At 57.4% G+C, this 17,246-nt stretch carries 18 protein-coding genes; 9 read left to right on the forward strand and 9 right to left on the reverse strand.

What is annotated here, in order from left to right:
* Positions 1 to 6 precede the first annotated feature (6 nt).
* The 3 genes from CKW31_RS28800 to CKW31_RS28810 form a co-directional block, all read right to left on the reverse strand.
* Positions 7 to 495: a (2Fe-2S)-binding protein gene (locus CKW31_RS28800; protein WP_095102526.1), complete on the reverse strand. Its 489-nt coding sequence runs from the start codon at positions 493 to 495 to the stop codon at positions 7 to 9.
* A gap of 190 nt (positions 496 to 685) precedes the next feature.
* Entirely contained in the window at positions 686 to 1,144 is a 459-nt protein-coding gene (locus CKW31_RS28805; RefSeq protein ID WP_256582751.1) for a MarR family winged helix-turn-helix transcriptional regulator, read from the reverse strand.
* 175 nt (positions 1,145 to 1,319) lie between these two features.
* The gene (locus CKW31_RS28810; RefSeq protein WP_095102528.1) at positions 1,320 to 2,375 is read right to left on the reverse strand and encodes a 2,5-dihydroxypyridine 5,6-dioxygenase; all 1,056 of its coding nucleotides are present in this window, start codon (positions 2,373 to 2,375) and stop codon (positions 1,320 to 1,322) included.
* 357 nt (positions 2,376 to 2,732) lie between these two features.
* Here CKW31_RS28810 and CKW31_RS28815 point away from each other — a divergent pair, with 357 nt between their 5' ends.
* The 4 genes from CKW31_RS28815 (at position 2,733) to CKW31_RS28830 (ending at position 6,934) form a co-directional block, all read left to right on the forward strand.
* On the forward strand, positions 2,733 to 3,881 hold the full coding sequence (locus CKW31_RS28815; protein ID WP_095102530.1) for an FAD-dependent monooxygenase: 1,149 nt from the start codon (positions 2,733 to 2,735) through the stop codon (positions 3,879 to 3,881).
* On the forward strand, positions 3,878 to 4,696 hold the full coding sequence (locus CKW31_RS28820) for an alpha/beta fold hydrolase (RefSeq protein ID WP_095102533.1): 819 nt from the start codon (positions 3,878 to 3,880) through the stop codon (positions 4,694 to 4,696). Before CKW31_RS28815 ends, CKW31_RS28820 begins: the two co-directional genes overlap by 4 nt.
* A gap of 40 nt (positions 4,697 to 4,736) precedes the next feature.
* Entirely contained in the window at positions 4,737 to 5,396 is a 660-nt protein-coding gene (locus CKW31_RS28825) for an N-carbamoylsarcosine amidohydrolase (protein ID WP_095102535.1), read from the forward strand.
* 224 nt (positions 5,397 to 5,620) lie between these two features.
* On the forward strand, positions 5,621 to 6,934 hold the full coding sequence (locus tag CKW31_RS28830) for an MFS transporter (protein WP_095102538.1): 1,314 nt from the start codon (positions 5,621 to 5,623) through the stop codon (positions 6,932 to 6,934).
* A 147-nt stretch (positions 6,935 to 7,081) separates the two neighbouring features.
* Here CKW31_RS28830 and CKW31_RS28835 read toward each other — a convergent pair whose 3' ends face one another.
* Complete coding sequence (locus CKW31_RS28835; RefSeq protein WP_095102541.1) at positions 7,082 to 8,053, reverse strand: aldo/keto reductase; 972 nt, start codon at positions 8,051 to 8,053, stop codon at positions 7,082 to 7,084.
* Between the two features lie 155 nt (positions 8,054 to 8,208).
* Here CKW31_RS28835 and CKW31_RS28840 point away from each other — a divergent pair, with 155 nt between their 5' ends.
* Positions 8,209 to 8,505: a hypothetical protein gene (locus CKW31_RS28840; RefSeq protein ID WP_095102544.1), complete on the forward strand. Its 297-nt coding sequence runs from the start codon at positions 8,209 to 8,211 to the stop codon at positions 8,503 to 8,505.
* 274 nt (positions 8,506 to 8,779) lie between these two features.
* On the opposite strand, the gene ligD is transcribed toward CKW31_RS28840, so the two are convergent.
* The 4 genes from ligD to CKW31_RS28860 form a co-directional block, all read right to left on the reverse strand.
* Positions 8,780 to 11,383, reverse strand: coding sequence for a DNA ligase D (gene ligD, locus CKW31_RS28845; RefSeq protein WP_095102547.1), 2,604 nt, complete (start codon positions 11,381 to 11,383; stop codon positions 8,780 to 8,782).
* Between the two features lie 32 nt (positions 11,384 to 11,415).
* Complete coding sequence (locus CKW31_RS28850; RefSeq protein WP_095102550.1) at positions 11,416 to 12,318, reverse strand: Ku protein; 903 nt, start codon at positions 12,316 to 12,318, stop codon at positions 11,416 to 11,418.
* A 135-nt stretch (positions 12,319 to 12,453) separates the two neighbouring features.
* Positions 12,454 to 12,936, reverse strand: coding sequence for a type II toxin-antitoxin system HigA family antitoxin (locus CKW31_RS28855; protein WP_095102552.1), 483 nt, complete (start codon positions 12,934 to 12,936; stop codon positions 12,454 to 12,456).
* Positions 12,933 to 13,256 (reverse strand): type II toxin-antitoxin system HigB family toxin, encoded by a 324-nt coding sequence (locus CKW31_RS28860; protein ID WP_095102555.1) that lies wholly within the window; start codon positions 13,254 to 13,256, stop codon positions 12,933 to 12,935. The genes CKW31_RS28855 and CKW31_RS28860 overlap by 4 nt, the downstream gene beginning before the upstream one ends.
* Positions 13,257 to 13,505: 249 nt before the next feature.
* On the opposite strand from CKW31_RS28860, the gene ssuD reads away from it, so the two are divergent.
* Entirely contained in the window at positions 13,506 to 14,642 is a 1,137-nt protein-coding gene (ssuD, locus tag CKW31_RS28865; RefSeq protein WP_095102558.1) for an FMNH2-dependent alkanesulfonate monooxygenase, read from the forward strand.
* Positions 14,643 to 14,769: 127 nt separating this feature from the next.
* A complete protein-coding gene (locus CKW31_RS28870) occupies positions 14,770 to 15,870 on the forward strand; it encodes a sigma-54-dependent Fis family transcriptional regulator (protein ID WP_095102561.1) in 1,101 nt (366 codons plus the stop codon).
* A 15-nt stretch (positions 15,871 to 15,885) separates the two neighbouring features.
* Here the strand turns inward: CKW31_RS28870 and CKW31_RS28875 are convergent, their stop codons facing one another.
* Positions 15,886 to 16,221 carry an antibiotic biosynthesis monooxygenase gene (locus CKW31_RS28875; RefSeq protein WP_095102563.1) on the reverse strand — a complete coding sequence of 112 codons (336 nt, stop codon included), beginning with the start codon at positions 16,219 to 16,221 and terminating at the stop codon, positions 15,886 to 15,888.
* Positions 16,222 to 16,495: 274 nt separating this feature from the next.
* Between CKW31_RS28875 and soxR the strand changes: the two genes are divergently transcribed.
* Together soxR and CKW31_RS29715 are read left to right on the forward strand one after the other, a co-directional pair.
* On the forward strand, positions 16,496 to 16,960 hold the full coding sequence (soxR, locus tag CKW31_RS28880) for a redox-sensitive transcriptional activator SoxR (protein WP_095102566.1): 465 nt from the start codon (positions 16,496 to 16,498) through the stop codon (positions 16,958 to 16,960).
* 158 nt (positions 16,961 to 17,118) lie between these two features.
* A partial coding sequence (locus CKW31_RS29715; RefSeq protein ID WP_141230203.1) for a transposase occupies positions 17,119 to 17,246 on the forward strand: 128 nt, incomplete at its 3' end.

Here is a 17,246-nt window from a genome sequence, read left to right on the forward strand (position 1 = left end):
GTCCGTTCAAGGCTTCTGGCGGGCGGCACGCAGCACCGCACGGAGGATTTCAATGTGGGTGCCGCAACGGCAGAGGTTGGCCGACAGCTCGTTACGAATCTGCGCTTCGCTGGGATTGGGGATGCGATCAAGCAGGGCCTTGGCGGTCATGATCATGCCGTTCATGCAATAGCCGCATTGCGCGGCCTGCTCATCAATGAACGCCTGTTGCACCGGATGCGGACACGCGCGAGTGCCGATGCCTTCCAGCGTGGTGATCTCCCGACCTTGAGCACCACTTACCGGAAACACGCAGGAGCGCGCCGCAAGGCCGTCGATAATCACCGTACAAGCGCCACACTCGCCCAGGCCGCAGCCATATTTGGGACCGTTGAGCTGCAGGTCATTGCGTAACACCAGTAACAACGGTGTGTCCGCCATGGCCGTGATCTCAGCGGTCTGCCCATTGACCTTGAGCGTCATGGTCTTTTCCAGCGCCAGCGCTTGCTCACTCATGCCTGCTCCGTTACCCGAGACCCTACGGGGTATTTGATGAAGTGTTTACTTCATGAAATGAGAGCAGGAAGCGTGCCAGCCAAAAACTTCAGGGGAGCACTATTCCTGTAGGAGCTGCCGAAGGCTGCGAAAGCGGTGTGTCATGGGAATGGTTTTCGCAGCCTTAGGCAGCTCCTACAGGTCCACGCAATCAGTCTTCCCCGTCCCCACCAATCATCTTGCGCAGCAGAAACAATACCGCCACGCGCTCGGCGGGGTTGAGGTTGCTCATGGTCAGTTCGGTGATCTGCGCTGCGTGGGGCACGGTTGCCTGGACCAGTTGCCGACCGCTGTCGGACAGGCCAACGATGACCTTGCGACGGTCCTCGGGATCTGGCTCCAGCGTAATCAGATCACGCGCTTTCAAGCGCTCGACGATGCCGCGAATCGTGGCCTGATCCACCGCCGTCGCCTTGACCAGCTCGGTCAGGGAACTGGGGCCGCGATCACGCACGGCGCACAGGGTGACGAATTGCACAGCGGTGAGCTGGGAGTCGCCAACGTTCTGCTGAAAAATCGCCATGTGCCGTTGATACGCCTTACGCAGCAAATGGCCGACCTGTTCGGAGAAGGTGTAATTGTTCTGGGTGTCTGGTGTTGGATCGGGCACGGCGCAGCTCGGGGCAGGAGGGAAAGAGGGTTACGTTAACCTGTGGGCGCGGAATTAGAAAATCCAGACGATATAGATATTCTGTTGGAGCGCGGCTTGCCCGCGAAGAATGATGACGCGTTGTATCTTCCTGATCGCGTCGCTTCCTTCGCGGGCAAGCCTCGCTCCAACAGGCTCACAACTTCGCCAGCGACGCCTCTGGCGCAACCACTTCCCCGCCCAGCACCACGGCCTTGTCGTCCAGATAGATATCGCAACGGCGTAGCGGGATGTCCATGTGGCACGGCGTCTTGCGGGTGCCGCCAACTTCGGTATTGGGGCCGGTAGAAAACAGGAAGTTGCCGTAGAACGCCCGGGCATCCATGCACATGCCGTCGTTCTTGTCATGCAGGCCCATAGCGGTCCACTGCGCGCGCGGCTGCAAACCCCAGCCAATGTGGGAGATGCCGTACACCTCGGGATCATTGAAGTACTTCATGTAATCGCGCAGGTATTCAGCCTCGAAACCGCCCTTGATCTCGGTAATGAAGCCCTTGTCGATTTCCAGAATGATCTGTTCCCGGGAGTAATTCTTGAACGGCAGCAAGATGTCGCCTACGTCGATAACCAGCACGCCTTCCGCGGTTTCTTCGTTTGGCCAAGAGAACAGAAAGCCGCTGGGCCAGTGATCCCAGCGTCCTGGCTCATCGGCAAACCCATACTCGGTGACAGACGGATACTGACCGAGTTGAGCGCGAAAATCGCTGCCCGCCCTGGACTTCACATGAATGGAGCGGGCTTCCTTGAGCACCTGCTCGGCGGCCAGCACCCGCTCCTTATCAGCCAGGGTCGGCAGCATGCGGGCCAACACTTCCGGTGGCTCTACCGCGAGCAAAATCCGTGTACCGGTCTTGAGGATCTGCTCCTGCTCCGGGGAGTGCAGCAGCATCATGGTGTCGATCACCAAATCAGCCGCTTCAAGGGCCCGTTGCGCCGCAAGATTGCCGGTCAGCGCGGTGTCGCCGCAGTAAGCGGTCATGTCATTACCCATGGCCTTGGGATGGTTGAACGATGGCAGTTCAACGGCATATACCTTGGCCCCCAGACGCTGGGAAGCCTCCATCGCAGCACGCACGGTTCTGGGGTTTGAATAATGGCTCTTGAGCACCGCCACGCTCTGGGTCGCATCGACCTTGGACAAGGCCAGCACGTGCTCGAACATCTGAGTTAATTCGCAATCGCTTACCGCCATTTCATTTCTCCTTCGTCGTGCCTCGACGCTGTGATGTTTCGTATCTGCTTTCGCCGCCTTCACGCACCAAAGAAAGGCGCAGCGCTACAAGTCAGTGCATTTTTATAGTGTATACACCCTATATTTACGATAAGACATCAATCGGAAGCGGTCTGCAATAGCCACGCCAGATTGTTACCCACTCACACAAACCAATAAAACGAGGGTTACATTGAGTGACATCGATAAATAACCCGCGAATTATTTTTTCGACAAAGCTATTCCAATCATAAAAAAAGAGCGTATACACTTTAAAAACACCTCGGGACGGCCATCACCTCCCGACCGTCAAAGACTCCGTTACGAAGGAAACAGCCCATGCCAGATACGCAAAAAATAGCCATCGTCGGTGCAGGTCTGGGTGGGGCAGCAGCCGCCACGCTATTGCAGCAGGCGGGCTTCAAAGTCGACATCTACGAGCAGGCGCCGGAGTTCTCGCGGATCGGTGCAGGGATCCATATGGGTCCGAACATCATGAAAATCTTTCGCCGCATGGGCATCGAACAGCAACTCAGCGACATGGGCTCGCACCCTGATTTCTGGTTCAGCCGTGACGGTGCCAGCGGCGATTACATGTCACGTATTCCGCTGGGTGAGTTCGCTCGCAAGGAATACGGCGCGGCCTACATCACCGTGCATCGCGGCGACCTGCATGCCTTGCAGATGTCGAGCATTGCACCCGGCAGCGTGCACTTCAGCAAGTGCCTGAGCACCCTGGAGGAAACTGCCAGTGGCGTGCGCCTGAGCTTCACCGACGGGAGTACCGCAGAGGCGGACATCGTGATCGGTGCCGACGGCATCAATTCGAAAATTCGTGAAGAGTTGCTCGGTCAGGAAGCACCGCTGTACAGCGGCTGGGTAGCGCATCGGGCGCTGATTCCCAATCACGTGCTGAGCAAATACAACCTGGATTTCGAAAACTGTGTGAAATGGTGGAGTGCCGACCGGCACATGATGGTTTACCACACCACGGGTAAACGCGATGAGTACTACTACGTCACCGGCGTGCCTCATCCAGCGTGGGAGTTCGAGGGCAACTGGATCGACAGCAGCCGCGAGGAAATGTACGAAGCGTTTGCCGGTTACCACCCCACCGTGCAGGCGTTGATCGAGTCCAGCGAAACAGTGACCAAATGGCCACTGCTCAATCGCAATCCGCTGCCAATCTGGAGTCGCGGGCGCATGGTGCTGCTGGGCGACGCCTGCCACCCCATGAAGCCGCACATGGCCCAGGGCGCAGGCATGGCGATTGAGGACGCCGCGATGTTGACCCGCTGCCTGCAAGCCACCGGTCTGAGCGATTACAGCACTGCATTCGACCTTTACGAAACCGCCCGCAAGGATCGCGCTTCACGTGTTCAGGCCGTCTCCAACGCCAACACCTGGCTGCGCACCCAGGAAGATCCGGCCTGGGTATTCGGCTACGACCTGTATGGTCACGAACTGAAATCGGCGGTGCCAGCGTGAGTACTTTTATTTACGGCGGCAACGTCCAGGCCAACGGTATCCGTCAACATTACTTGCGCTACGGCGGGCCGGCCCACAACAACAAGCCCGCGCTGATTCTGATCCCGGGTATCACCAGCCCGGCGATCACCTGGGGCTTTGTTGCCGAACGGCTGGGTCAGCACTTCGATACCTACGTGCTGGACGCTCGCGGGCGCGGGCTCTCCTCCACCGGGCCGGAGCTGGATTACAGCGTCGACACCTGCGCCGATGACATCGCGGCGTTTGCTGCGGCCATGGACCTCGGCGCCTATCACCTGGTCGGCCATTCCATGGGCGCACGGTTTATCGCCCGCAGCGCTGTGCGCCAACCTCAAGGCCTGCAAAAGCTGGTATTGATTGACCCGCCCGTCTCTGGCCCCGGCCGCCGCGAATACCCGTCAAAACTGCCGTGGTACGTAGACTCGATTCGCCAGGCGCAGTCGGGAATGGACGCCGAGGCCATGCGCGCGTTCTGCGCCACCTGGACCGATGAGCAACTGCAACTGCGCGCCGAATGGCTGCACACCTGTTACGAACCGGCGATCGTCCGCGCGTTCAATGACTTTCACGAAGTCGATTTTCATCAGGACCTGCCAAAGCTGCAGGTGCCTGCACTGCTGATCGTCGCGGGCCGTGGCGGTGTGATTCTGGCTGAAGACGAGGCGGAAATCCTTGAGCTGCAACCGGGCATGCGCATCGCCCATGTCGCGAACGCCGGGCACATGATCCCTTGGGATGATCTGGAAGGATTCTTTGCAGCTTTCGGTGACTTCCTCGGTGAAACCATCGCCTGAACCTGCAGCCTTGAGCGGAACTGAAAACGGAGTGCACGATATGAGCGAGCAACAATCTGCCGATGCCAACTATCAGGGCGTCTGGGGCCAGCGTATTGGCTTCGGCAACAAGCCGGCCTTGTTGATGATCGACTTCATGCAGGGCTACACCCAACCGGGCGCGCCGCTGTATGCACCGGGCGTGGTCAGTGCGGTCGCCGAGAGCGTCGAACTACTGGCCTGTGCCAGACAGCACGGGATACCGGTGGTACACACCAATATCCGCTACCATGCCGGGCATTTCGCTGACGGCGGTATCTGGGTCAAGAAGGCCCCGGTCATGAAAGACATGGTGGAAGGCAACCCGCTGGCCGCATTCTGCGAAGAAGTTTTGCCCAACGCCGACGAGGTGGTGATCAGCAAGCAATACGCCAGTTCGTTTTTCGGCACCAGCCTGGCATCGATGCTGCACGCACAAGGGATCGACACCGTGGTGTTGGCCGGTTGCTCCACCAGCGGCTGCATTCGGGCGACGGCAGTGGATGCGGTTCAACATGGTTTCCGGACCATCGTGGTCCGCGAATGTGTTGGCGACCGCCACCCCGCTCCCCATGAAGCGAACCTGTTCGATATCGACAGCAAGTATGGGGATGTGGTTAACAAGGTGGAGGCGATGAAGCAGCTGCAAGCTTCAAGCGCCAAGCTACAAGAAAAAAGCTGAACTCACCGCCTCTTGCAGCTTATAGCTTGAAGCTCGCAACTGCCGTTAAGAACCAGGCCACAGAGCTCTGGTCAGGTCGACACCGGCCAACCCCACTGGGTGGACGCTTCGAAAGAGCGCTTTCCAGTCTTCTGACACTGCCTTTGGAAGCCGCATGCCAGCGCTGCCGAAGTGCCTGATACATGCGGCTAAACAAAAACGATAGGTTCCGCCAGGAGACCACCATGCCCTCTGCGAATGTGAATACAACGGCGACTGACATCGCTGACCCCATCAAAGCGATGTATCGCAAGATCACCTGGAAGCTGATTCCGTTCCTGTGCTTCTGCTATCTGGCTGCCTATCTGGACCGGATCAACATCGGCTTCGCCAAGCTGCAGATGCTCGACCAGCTGCACTTCAGCGAAACCGCGTTTGGCCTGGGTGCCGGGCTGTTCTTCGTGGGCTACATCCTCTTCGAAGTGCCAAGCAACCTGGTGCTGGAGAAAGTCGGCGCAAAGATCTGGATCGCCCGTATCATGATCACCTGGGGTCTGCTGTCGGCCTGCACCATGCTCGTCACCACGCCCATGCAGTTCTACATCCTGCGTTTTCTGCTGGGTGCCGCAGAAGCCGGTTTTCTGCCTGGGGTGCTGTTTTACCTGACCACCTGGTTTCCCACGTATCGACGCGGACGCATCATTGCCCTGTTCATGATCGGCCTGCCGCTGTCGAGTGTGATCGGCGGCCCGCTGTCCGGCTGGATCATGGGCCACTTTGACCAGACTGCCGGGCTGCGCGGCTGGCAGTGGCTGTTCATCCTCGAAGCGATTCCGAGTGTGGCGCTGGGCATCCTCACGTTCTGGGCATTGCCGAACAACCACAATGAAGCCAAATGGATGAACGCCGAAGAGAGGACCTTGCTGGAAAGCGAACTGCGCCTGGATGAGGCTGAAGCCAAAGACAGCAAGCACAGCTTCCGCGACGGTTTTTTCAACCTCAAGGTCTGGATGCTCGGCGGTATCGACTTCTCGATCCTGCTCAGCGCCTACGCCATGGGCTTCTGGATGCCGACGTTTATTCGCAATGCAGGTGTAGTCGATACGTTTCATATCGGTGTACTGACAGCCTTGCCAAGCATTGCAGCGTTGCTGGGTATGTTGCTGATCGGTGCCAGTTCGGACCGCTATCGCGAGCGTCGCTGGCACATCATCGTGCCGTTCCTGATCGGCTCGGTAGCCATGGCCAGCAGCACCTTCTTCACCCATAACCTGGTGGCGACGGTGGCGCTTTTTGCCATTGCCTCGGCGGCGATCATCGGTGCGGTGCCGGTGTTCTTCAGCTTGCCCGCCACCTTCCTCAAAGGCCGCGCCGCCGCCACCGGTTTCGCACTGGCGTGCTCACTGGCAAACATCGCCGGGCTGGTCAGCAACTCGCTGATGGGGATCGCCATCGACATCACCGGCAGCAGCGCTGGCGCCATGTGGTTCTTCGCCGGGTGCCTGATCCTGAGCAGCTTTCTGGTGATTGCGTTGCCCGCGAAGCTGGTGAATCGCTGAGGCAGTTGATTTGGGATGGTATCGCCCTGTGGGAGCGGTGCTTGCCCGCGATAAGGCTGGACGCGGTTCACTTAAGATCGCGCCCAGCCTTATCGCGGGCAAGCACCGCTCCCACAAAGGAAAATCCCAGAGCCCGCACCTGTATTTTCAAACCAAATCAATCAACTGCTCACGCTGCGCGCCCGTCAGCATCGGGCCGAACCCGGCGCCAGCGTTTTCCAGCATGTATTTCGGATTCCCGGTGCCGGGGATGACACAAGTAACCGCCGGATGCGCCAGGAGGAATTTGAGGGCCAGTTGCGCCCAACTGGTCACACCCACTTGCGCTGCCCAGCCCGGCAACGGTTTTCCTTTTAACCGCCCCAGCAAACCACCACCGCCAAACGGCCGGTTGCAGATCACCGCCACGCCCTTCTCCCTGCACAGCGGCAGGATTCGTTTCTCGACGGCGCGATCATCCAGCGCGTAGTTGATCTGCAGAAAGTCCATCTGCTCAGCCTTTAGCACCGCTTCTACATCGTCATACGCCGACGACGTGTAATGGGTGATGCCGACATAACGGATGCGCCCTTCTTCCTTCCATTTACGCAACGTCGGCAAGTGGATTTTCCAGTCCAGCAGGTTGTGAATCTGCATCAGATCAATGCGGTCGGTCTGCAACAGTTTGAAAGACTCTTCCATCTGCTGAATCCCCTCCTGACGACCTCGGGTCCAGACCTTGGTGGCCAGAAACGCGGGAGAACGAGGTTTATGTATCGACAGCAGTTCACCAGTAGTTTGCTCGGCACGGCCATACATCGGCGAGCTGTCGATCAGCGTGCCGCCTTTTTCGAACAGCGCATCGAGCACTGCCGAGAGACTCTTGTACGCCGGACTTGAAGTCGCGACATCGAAACCGCGGTAGGTGCCCAGCCCGATCATGGGCAGCGGCTCGTTACTCGACGGGATGGCTCGGGTCTGCATGGTGTTTGCTCCTGTGTCCAGGGTCGAAGGCGAAGTTGGCGACGATATCGTCGGCGGGCTGGGCTGCGCAGCAGCCGAATCGAACGTGAACACCGCCGAAGCACCGGCGGCCAGGGTGAGTATCTTTCTGCGCGTAAAAACAGCAGGGTGCGTCATGGAGTTCCCCTTTGTTTGCTGGTGTCTTGCCTCGCACCGTTGAGTGATCGACTCAAATGACGAGTACCGGTTCAACAGCAACTGTTTCGAAAGGTTGAACGACGAGTGACAAGGGCACGTCAGACCTGTATCGACTCACTGACAGGTACGAGACCATGGACAAGACAATCACTGCGGATCAACTAGCTACCACTGACCTTAGAACAATCAACGAGATCTGGCTGAGGGGATCCACCGAGCTGTGTTTATGGCGCGCGGAGCAGGTGTTTACTCACGACATGCTCAGCGAAGGCACTCACGACCAGAACAGCAGCCGCCTGCTGGTAAAAGTGGATGACATCGAGGACCAGGCAACCGTGGTCGGCATCGAAGCCAAGGTTCGGGAGTTGCTGAAAAACATGGGTATGGAAGGCCATTTTTACCCGGCGGAGCTGGCGAATACCCGAGAGTAAAATCACCGCACTATCCAATTAAAGTGCGATTCCCGGTGGGGGATTCAGTGTTGGCCTGCAAGCTGATTGACGACGTAGGACCGGCTATAGCCGGGAAGGCGGTATTTCTGCAGATGAAGATTCAGCGTCTGTCAGGGCCTCATCCCGGCTAAAGCTGGTCCCGCAGAATTGCGGAAATCTGTGGGAGCCGGGCTTGCCCGCGATAATTTATAAACCCGATCATCTGGATGCAGCCCAGACCAAGCCCGGCTCCCCGCACATCAAATCGAACTGCTTACCGCCTTTCAACGCCCAACTGTTTCCACATCTTTTTGGTAATCCGCTGGCGATTGGCATAGCCCTTCCACGGATCCGCCTTAAGCTTGCGCAAGCGCTGCTGCAGGTTGCCAATGTTCCATTGCTGCGCAGACTTCAGGCCTTCCAGCTCGTCGCGGGCCACCGGGACCGACACCGGCAATCCAGGTCTGGCGCGCACCGAATAGGCGGTCACGGTGCTGGCGCCACGGCTGTTGCGCAGGTAATCGATGAAGATCTTCCCCACCCTGTTTTTCGGCCCCATGGTCGCGGTAAAGCGCTCCGGCAATTGCCGGGCAATGAATTCAGCAATGGCCTTGGCGAAGGCCTTTACTGTTTCCCAGTCTGCCTGGCGCTGCAACGGCACAATGATGTGCATGCCCTTGCCGCCGCTGGTTTTGATAAAGGCCTGCAGGCCTAACTCATCCAGCACTGCCAGTGTCATTTGCGTGGCTTCGATCATGCTGCGCCATGGCAGCGCGTCGTCCGGGTCAAGGTCGAGTACAAAGTGGTCAGGGCTCTCGATGCGATCACTGGTCGCCCCCCAGGTGTGCAATTCGATAGTGCCCATTTGGGCAGCGCCCACCAGCGCTTGCACGGTATCGATTTCCATCAGGCGTGCATGTCCCGGGTCCAGTTCGGGTTCAAGCTGCTTGATGTTGGGAATGGCGAGCTTTTCAGAATGCTTCTGGAAGAACTGCTCGCCTGCCACACCCTCCGGGCAGCGCAACAGGGACACCGGGCGACTTTTCAGATACGGCAGGATCCAGTCGGCAACCTCTGCATAGTAATGGGCGAGCTCGGCTTTCTGCGTGCCGCTGTCGGTATCAATCACCCGCTCTGGGTGGCTGATACTCACGTCGGCAATCACTACCCGGCCTTTGCTCACAACCGCAGGTTTCTCAGCCTTTGCGGGTTTGGATCGAGATGGCTTTTTGAGTTTTTTGGCCGCCTGAGGATACTCATGAAAGACCTCACTGGCAGGCTTGTCACTGCGCAGCGCGATGAAGGCCCCTTGCCGAATAATGCCTTCCCGCGTCCATTCAGCGAACTCCGCTTCGCAGACCAGTTCAGGCTCAATCCAGTGAACGCCACGCCCTTGAGCGCTGGTGAGTTTTTTTGCCAGCGGCGACGAATCGCGCTCCAGCTTTTTCAGGCGTTCGCTGATTTGTTTGAGCGTCCGCTCGGAGAACCCCGTGCCGACTCGACCGGCATATACCAGCCCCGAGCCCTCATCGTCCCCGTTTACCGCCAGCAACAATGCACCAAAGCCGCTGCGGGAGCCCTGTGGCTGGGTAAAGCCGACGATGACGAACTCCTGGCGTAAGCGGCACTTGAGCTTGATCCAGTCCGGGTTGCGCTTGCTGAGATAGAGACTGCCGGCCCGTTTGCCAATTACGCCTTCCAGGCCCATGGCGCTGGCACTCTCGACAATATCCTTGTGGCGGGACATGAACGCATCCGAGAAGCGCAACAGCTTGCTACGACTTTTGCCAAGCAGCTTTTTCAACGCAGCGCGGCGGTCCTCCACCGGGGTTTCCCGCAGATCCTGCCCTTCAATAAACGGTGCATCGAAAAGGAAATACACCACGTCTTTGCTGCGGCCGACTTCAAAAGCGTTCTGAAGAGCCTGAAAATCAGGAAGGCCTTCATCGTTGAGCATGACCATTTCGCCGTCGAGCCAACTGTCTTTTGGCCCCAGCGATTGCAGCGCCTTGGCCTGCAACGGCAGACGGTCGGTCCAGTCATTGCCGTTGCGGCTGAACAACCGCACCTCACCGTCAAGAATCCGGGTCATGATCCGGTAGCCATCGAATTTGATTTCGTAAAGCCATTCTCCGTTGGGGGGAGCGTCCACCAGCGTGGCGAGTTGCGGGGCGAGCGTTTCAGGGACCACGCTTGCGGCCTGGCTGGCCTTTGCAGCTTTTGCCTTTCTAGATTGCGCATTGGCAGGTTCAGCTTTAGACGCCGTCGCTTTGGCCGACGCCGCTTTTTTACCTGACGCCGGTTTGCCCACCAACTTGCCGCTGATCACGCTTTGCGGCTGATCGGCGACAATGTCGTATTCAGCGCCGGGCCTGGCGATCTCGTCTTTCTCCTTGATCAGCAACCACTGCTCCTTGTCGCCACTGCCCTTGAGGTGAGTACGAACCAGCGCCCATTCACCGGTGAGTTTCTCCCCGACCAGTGTGAACTTGAGCTTGCCGTCTTTATACGTTTGCTGCGGATCGCCATGGGGCTGCCAGATCCCCCTATCCCAGACGATCACATCACCGGCACCGTATTGACCTTCGGGAATACTGCCTTCAAAACTGCCGTAACCCAGCGGGTGATCCTCGACATGGACCGCCAGACGCTTATGGGTCGGATCAAGGCTCGGCCCTTTGGGCACTGCCCAGCTTTTCAGAGTGCCATCCAGCTCCAGTCGAAAATCGTAATGCAGGTTGCGCGCATCGTGCTTGTGGATCACGAAACTCAGGGCGTGAGCGGCCTTGCCTTTCCTGGCCTTGACCGGCGCCTCGGCAGGTTCACTGGTGATATCAAAATTACGTTTGCGGGCGTATTCGCTAGGCTGCTTGGCCATGGATGTTCCTCTGCGACGTCAGGCAATACTCCTCAAGATGCCTTGGTGGTTTTCTTGCGAGGTGGTGTGCGGCGTTTGGTCGGTGCTTTCTCTGCAGGTTCGGCTTTTTTGGCGGCGGGTTTTGCCGGTTTCTTACTGACCGACCCTTTACCCGCAAGGCTGCGTTTAAGCAGCTCGGTGAGGTCGATGACGTCGGCGCTTTTACGATCTGTGTCCTCCGGCTCGGTTTCGACACTTTCGAGCTTGCCTTCCCGGGCCTTGGTTTCCACCAGCTCCATGATTTGATCCTGGAACGTGTCGCGGTATTCCTCCGGCGTCCAGTCAGCGCTCATGTCTTCCACCAAACGCTTGGCCATGGCCAGTTCGCTTTTATTGAGCTTCACATCGGTGACCGCGTCAGTCAGTTCCAGCGTGTCCAGACCACGCACTTCCGACGGCCAGCGCAACAACACCAGGACCATGGCCGACTCCAGCGGCATTACCGCAGCCAGATGCTGGCGGGTATGCAGGACGACATTGGCCAGGGCGACTTTTTTAGTTTGCACGAGGGTTTCGCGCAGCAAGGCATAGACCTTTTCACCGCGCTTGTCAGGGGCCAGGTAGTAAGGTGTCTCGATGTTTTGCAGCGGGATCTGATCGCCTGCGACGAAACCGAAAATTTCAATGGTCTGGGTCGATTTGGGGTGAGCGGCGCGGATCTCCTCTTCGCTGAGGACTACATAGCGGCCCTTCTCGTATTGCACACCCTTGACGATATTTTCCTTGGTCATCTCTTTGCCGGTGACCTTGTTGATGCGTTTGTAACCCACTGGATCCATGCTGCGCTTGTCCAGCCAGTCAAAATCCACCCCCTGCGAAGAGGTCGCCGAAACCAGCGCAACGGGTATATGCACCAGCCCGAAACTGATCGCGCCCTTCCAGATTGCCCTTGCCATCGCCTGATTCCCTTTATGAGGTGTTTAAAAGTGACCGGGGCGATAGGACAAAAGTTTCGAGGGGAGTGACGGGGTGTTGTGGAGTATGAAAAAACCCGCCTTGGCGGGTTTATTCAACGCAGTCAGCAAATGATCTTATGCGATGCGAGGAACGAACGCTCCGGGATCGACATGGAACCGCGCTGCAAGCCTGGCAACCATTTCGATGGTCAAACGACGCTGCCCGCTGAGAATGCGCGACACCACACTTTTATCGCCAACTTCCGGAAGGTCTGCACCGGTCAATTGATTTTGCAGCATCAATGCCTTGAGCAGATCTACTTCCGTCAATCCGGCTATACGTGCATTGAATGCCGAAAACTGCGGCGCGTTGCTTTCGTAACGTTCAACAGTGTCACAGAGAGTCTCGAGCAGATTATTTTCAACAGACGTCAGTTCCTGGCCGTCCGTAAGCTCATCAATGACCTTTAACGCCTGCTGATAGTCTTCGGGGGAATCGATGTGGTGCATGAAATGCGCGCCCAGACGATCCATGTCCAGACGAAGTGTTTCCATACGCTGCGCCAATTCGCGAATGGCTGTTTTATCTACGGTTCGTTCGGCTAATACAGGACTCATGGTCGGATCCCCGTCTTCTGTTTTTGGTACCACTTGTTGGCCTTGGTGTATTCGGCATGCGTGTAGATGTGCTTCACAAAAACCAGTTGCTTGCTGAATTCAATAGCAGCAATCAAACGCAAATTGTTGCCGCCGATATCGATCACGTACCAGCCATTTCTATGGGTGAAGCGATCCAGTGTATTGAATGTAGTTCTGAGCTCGCTAGAGGTATAGGCCACTGAACGGCTGAGCAAGCGATAAGTCGCATCAAGGTTCGCTGCATCGTTGGGATACCGCCTCGAAGCCTCATCAAACGCAATTTTTTTGAAAACCCTCATCCATCATCCCTGTTGACTTTTTGGCAACCTTAAATGCCCGTTGCCAAACTGTCAACCTCATCGGTTTTTTGATTAACCTCATTGAGTGACAAGTATCTGCAAATAAATTTTATATTCTAAAACGATATAAAAATATGGATATCCGTTCTTTTGAGGAATAAATCCAACCCTTTATAACTAGCCACCTACTGCTGGCTGAGCAACAGCCAACCAACACATCAGCGCCGCTTGCGGCTCAAGGGTTCTGTCATGGATGTTTTCTGGTTTCTTCCGACTCACGGCGACGGTCATTTTCTGGGTACCACCAAAGGTGCTCGCCCGGTGACCTTGAACTACCTAAAACAGGTGGCTCAAGCGGCAGACGATCTGGGCTACCACGGCGTACTGATCCCGACGGGTCGTTCATGCGAAGACTCCTGGGTGATTGCCTCGGCGCTGGTGCCGTTGACCGAAAAACTGAAGTATCTGGTGGCGATTCGTCCGGGCATCATTTCACCTACCGTTTCGGCGCGCATGGCGGCAACCCTGGATCGTCTGTCTGGCGGCCGTTTGTTGATCAACGTTGTCACTGGCGGTGACCCTGATGAAAATCGCGGTGACGGCAGTTTCCTTGATCACAGCGAACGCTATGAAGTGAGCGATGAATTTCTGCAGATCTGGCGCCGTGTATTGCAAGGCGAATCCGTGGATTTCGAAGGCAAGCATCTGCGCGTGCAGAACGCCAAGGCGCTGTATCCGCCGATTCAGAAACCTTATCCGCCGTTGTACTTCGGGGGCTCGTCCGAAGCCGCGCATGAACTGGCGGCTGATCAGGTGGATGTTTACCTGACCTGGGGCGAGCCGCCCGCCGCCGTCGCAGAAAAACTCGCCGATGTTCGAGAGCGTGCGGCACGCAAAGGTCGCACGGTGAAATTCGGTATTCGCCTGCACGTTATTGTCCGCGAAACCAGTGAAGAGGCGTGGAAAGCAGCCAGCACCCTGATCGAGCACATCAGCGACGAAACCATCGCGGCGGCACAGAAGTCCTTCTCGCGCTTTGACTCTGAAGGCCAGCGCCGCATGGCGGCCTTGCACGACGGCCGCCGGGACAATCTGGAAATTGCGCCAAACCTGTGGGCAGGCGTGGGTCTGGTTCGGGGTGGCGCCGGTACTGCATTGGTGGGTAACCCGCAGGAGGTCGCCGCACGCATCAAGGAATATGCCGACCTGGGTATCGAGAGCTTCATCTTCTCCGGCTACCCGCATCTGGAAGAGGCCTATCGCTTCGCCGAACTGGTCTTCCCGTTGCTGCCTGAGCCGTATCGCAGCCTGGCCGGGCGTGGCATCACCAACCTGACCGGACCGTTCGGGGAAATGATTGCCAACGATTTGCCGCCGCAGAAGTAGGAGTCAGGTTTCAGTAGACGCCAACGTGTTAGAGGGACGGAGCTTCTGAGCAATCAGGTCCAATGCCTCGCCAACAAGTTGGCTCCTACAGGTAAATGTCGACTCCAACAAAAAACAAGTGAGCCCCATGCAGCTACTGACCCTACCGCCGAACCCCGCACTGGCGACTTCAATCCGCGCCACGGCTCAGGTGTTCGAAGATCCGAAATCAAAAGCCTTGCTGGCCCACCTCAAGCAGATAGCGCCCAGCGATGCCAGCGTATTGATCATTGGCGAAACCGGCACCGGCAAGGAGTTGGTTGCGCGGCACATTCATAACCTCAGCGAACGTCGTAACCAGCCGTTCGTTGCAGTCAATTGCGGGGCATTTGCCGAGTCACTGGTGGAAGCCGAGCTGTTCGGCCACGAGAAAGGTGCCTTCACCGGTGCCTTGAACGCCAAGGCGGGATGGTTCGAAGAGGCCAATGGCGGCACGCTGTTTCTCGATGAAATCGGCGATCTGCCCATGCCGATTCAGGTCAAACTGCTGCGCGTGCTACAGGAGCGCGAAGTGGTGCGGCTGGGTTCGCGCAAAAGTATTCCCATCAATGTCAGGGTACTGGCGGCAACCAACGTGCAGCTGGAAAAGGCAATCAATGCCGGGCATTTCCGCGAGGATCTGTATTACCGCCTGGATGTGGTGAACCTCGAACTGCAACCGTTGCGCGAACGTCCCGGCGATATCCTGCCGTTGGTCAGGCACTTCATCGACGCCTACAGCCAGCGCCTGGGATATGGGCCGATCCGGATTACTGCCGAAGCCGAGCGCAAGCTGCAAAACTATAGCTGGCCCGGAAACATTCGCGAGCTGGAAAACGTCATTCATCACACGCTGCTGATCTGTCGTGACGGATTGATTCAACGTGATGACCTGCGTCTGACCAATCTGCGTATCGAGCGCCAGGACGATCAACCCGCAATCGACGAATCTGTCGACGCGTTACTGGAGCGGGCTTTCCATAAACTGTTCGAGGAACAGGCTGGCGCGCTGCATGAAAAAGTCGAAGACGCATTGCTGCGGGCGGCTTACCGTTTCAGTCACTGCAACCAGGTCCACACCGCTGCGCTACTGGGTTTGACCCGCAACGTCACTCGTACCCGACTGATCAAGATTGGCGAACTGGCGGTGAACAAGCGGCGGCCCGGTGAAAACTTGCAGGGTGACCGGGTGATGCAGGTTTCGGTCTGAACAGTGCTGTGCCTGTCAGCTCCTGGCCGGGATGGTCCGAGTGACCTGCCAGGTATTGAAGGTCACTGCGCTGACCTGATGCCGACGCAGCAGTGCGATAAAATCCTGCTCATTCGCCTCGGCATTGAGCAACGCCTCTTCGCTGGCTCGCCGTGATTGCCAGAGGGTCTGACCGAGCACACGGCAGCCATCATCGCTGGCCTGAACGCTGGCGCTGATAAATCCGGGATAGGTGCAGGTATAGCGCTCGAACTGCTCTGTTAATGCCGTCATCAGGCTAGACTGTTGAGCGGGAGTTACGGTGAATTCAATGAGCTGGTTGAAGCGTGGATTCTCTTCTGCTGACTGCATGACAGCCTCCCGTCAAAAAAATATGACTACCTGATTTTTTGAGATTTTTTGTAGGAGCTCACGAGCACCGCGAGGCAGCGATGGCGGTGTATCAGGCAGGACGCCATCGCGGCCTCGCGGTGCTCGTGCGCTCCTACAGATCTCTTGTCTACTGTGCGACAGCGTGGTGTAAGCAGCCCATAAAGGGGATTGTGTTTGCCGTGACAACACGGTGTTGCCAACCGAGGCCTCGAAGGGTAAAACCTCTACTTAACTAGAGGTCAAGCAGTCACTTATGACAACCAGCAAAAAGTCTGGCCCTGCCAGTAAACAACTGACCGTCGGCCAACTGGCGGCCCGCAGTGGGGTTGCGGTCACTGCCCTGCACTTTTATGAAACCAAGGGGTTGATCAGCAGCCAGCGTAATGCGGGCAATCAACGCCGCTACCCCAGAGAAATGCTGCGGCGAGTGGCCCTGATCAAAGTCGCCCAGCGCCTGGGTATCCCACTGGCCAGTATTCATGCCGCGTTGCAAACACTGCCGGAAAAGCGCACGCCGACGGCGGCTGACTGGAATAAATTGTCGGCCCAGTGGAAAGAAGAACTCGACGAGCGCATCGCCCGCCTGACAGACCTGCGTGATCAGCTCACCGGCTGCATCGGCTGCGGCTGCCTGTCGATGCAAGCCTGCCCGTTGCGCAATTGGGGGGACAAGTTGGGGGAACAGGGTAATGGACCGGTTTTGCTGGATCAGGATTGAACAATCCATTCGTGGGACCGGCTTTAGCCGGGAAAAGGCCGGGACGTTCAAATACATCTCTGTCGTCAGAAATGCAGCCTTCCCGGCTAAAGCCGGTCCCACATCGCTGAACTGCACCCCAAAAGTTGGACACCTAGTCAGACTTTGGGGTGTTTTCCATGGGTAAGTATTCAGCGCAGTTCAAACACACAGCCGTCCAGACCTATCTGAATGACGTTGATGGCTATCGAAAGGTCGCTCGACACTTCTCAATCGACGTTAGCTTGTTACGTCGCTGGGTTGCTGC

Source organism: Pseudomonas sp. Irchel 3A5 (assembly GCF_900187575.1).
Lineage (GTDB): Bacteria > Pseudomonadota > Gammaproteobacteria > Pseudomonadales > Pseudomonadaceae > Aquipseudomonas > Aquipseudomonas folii.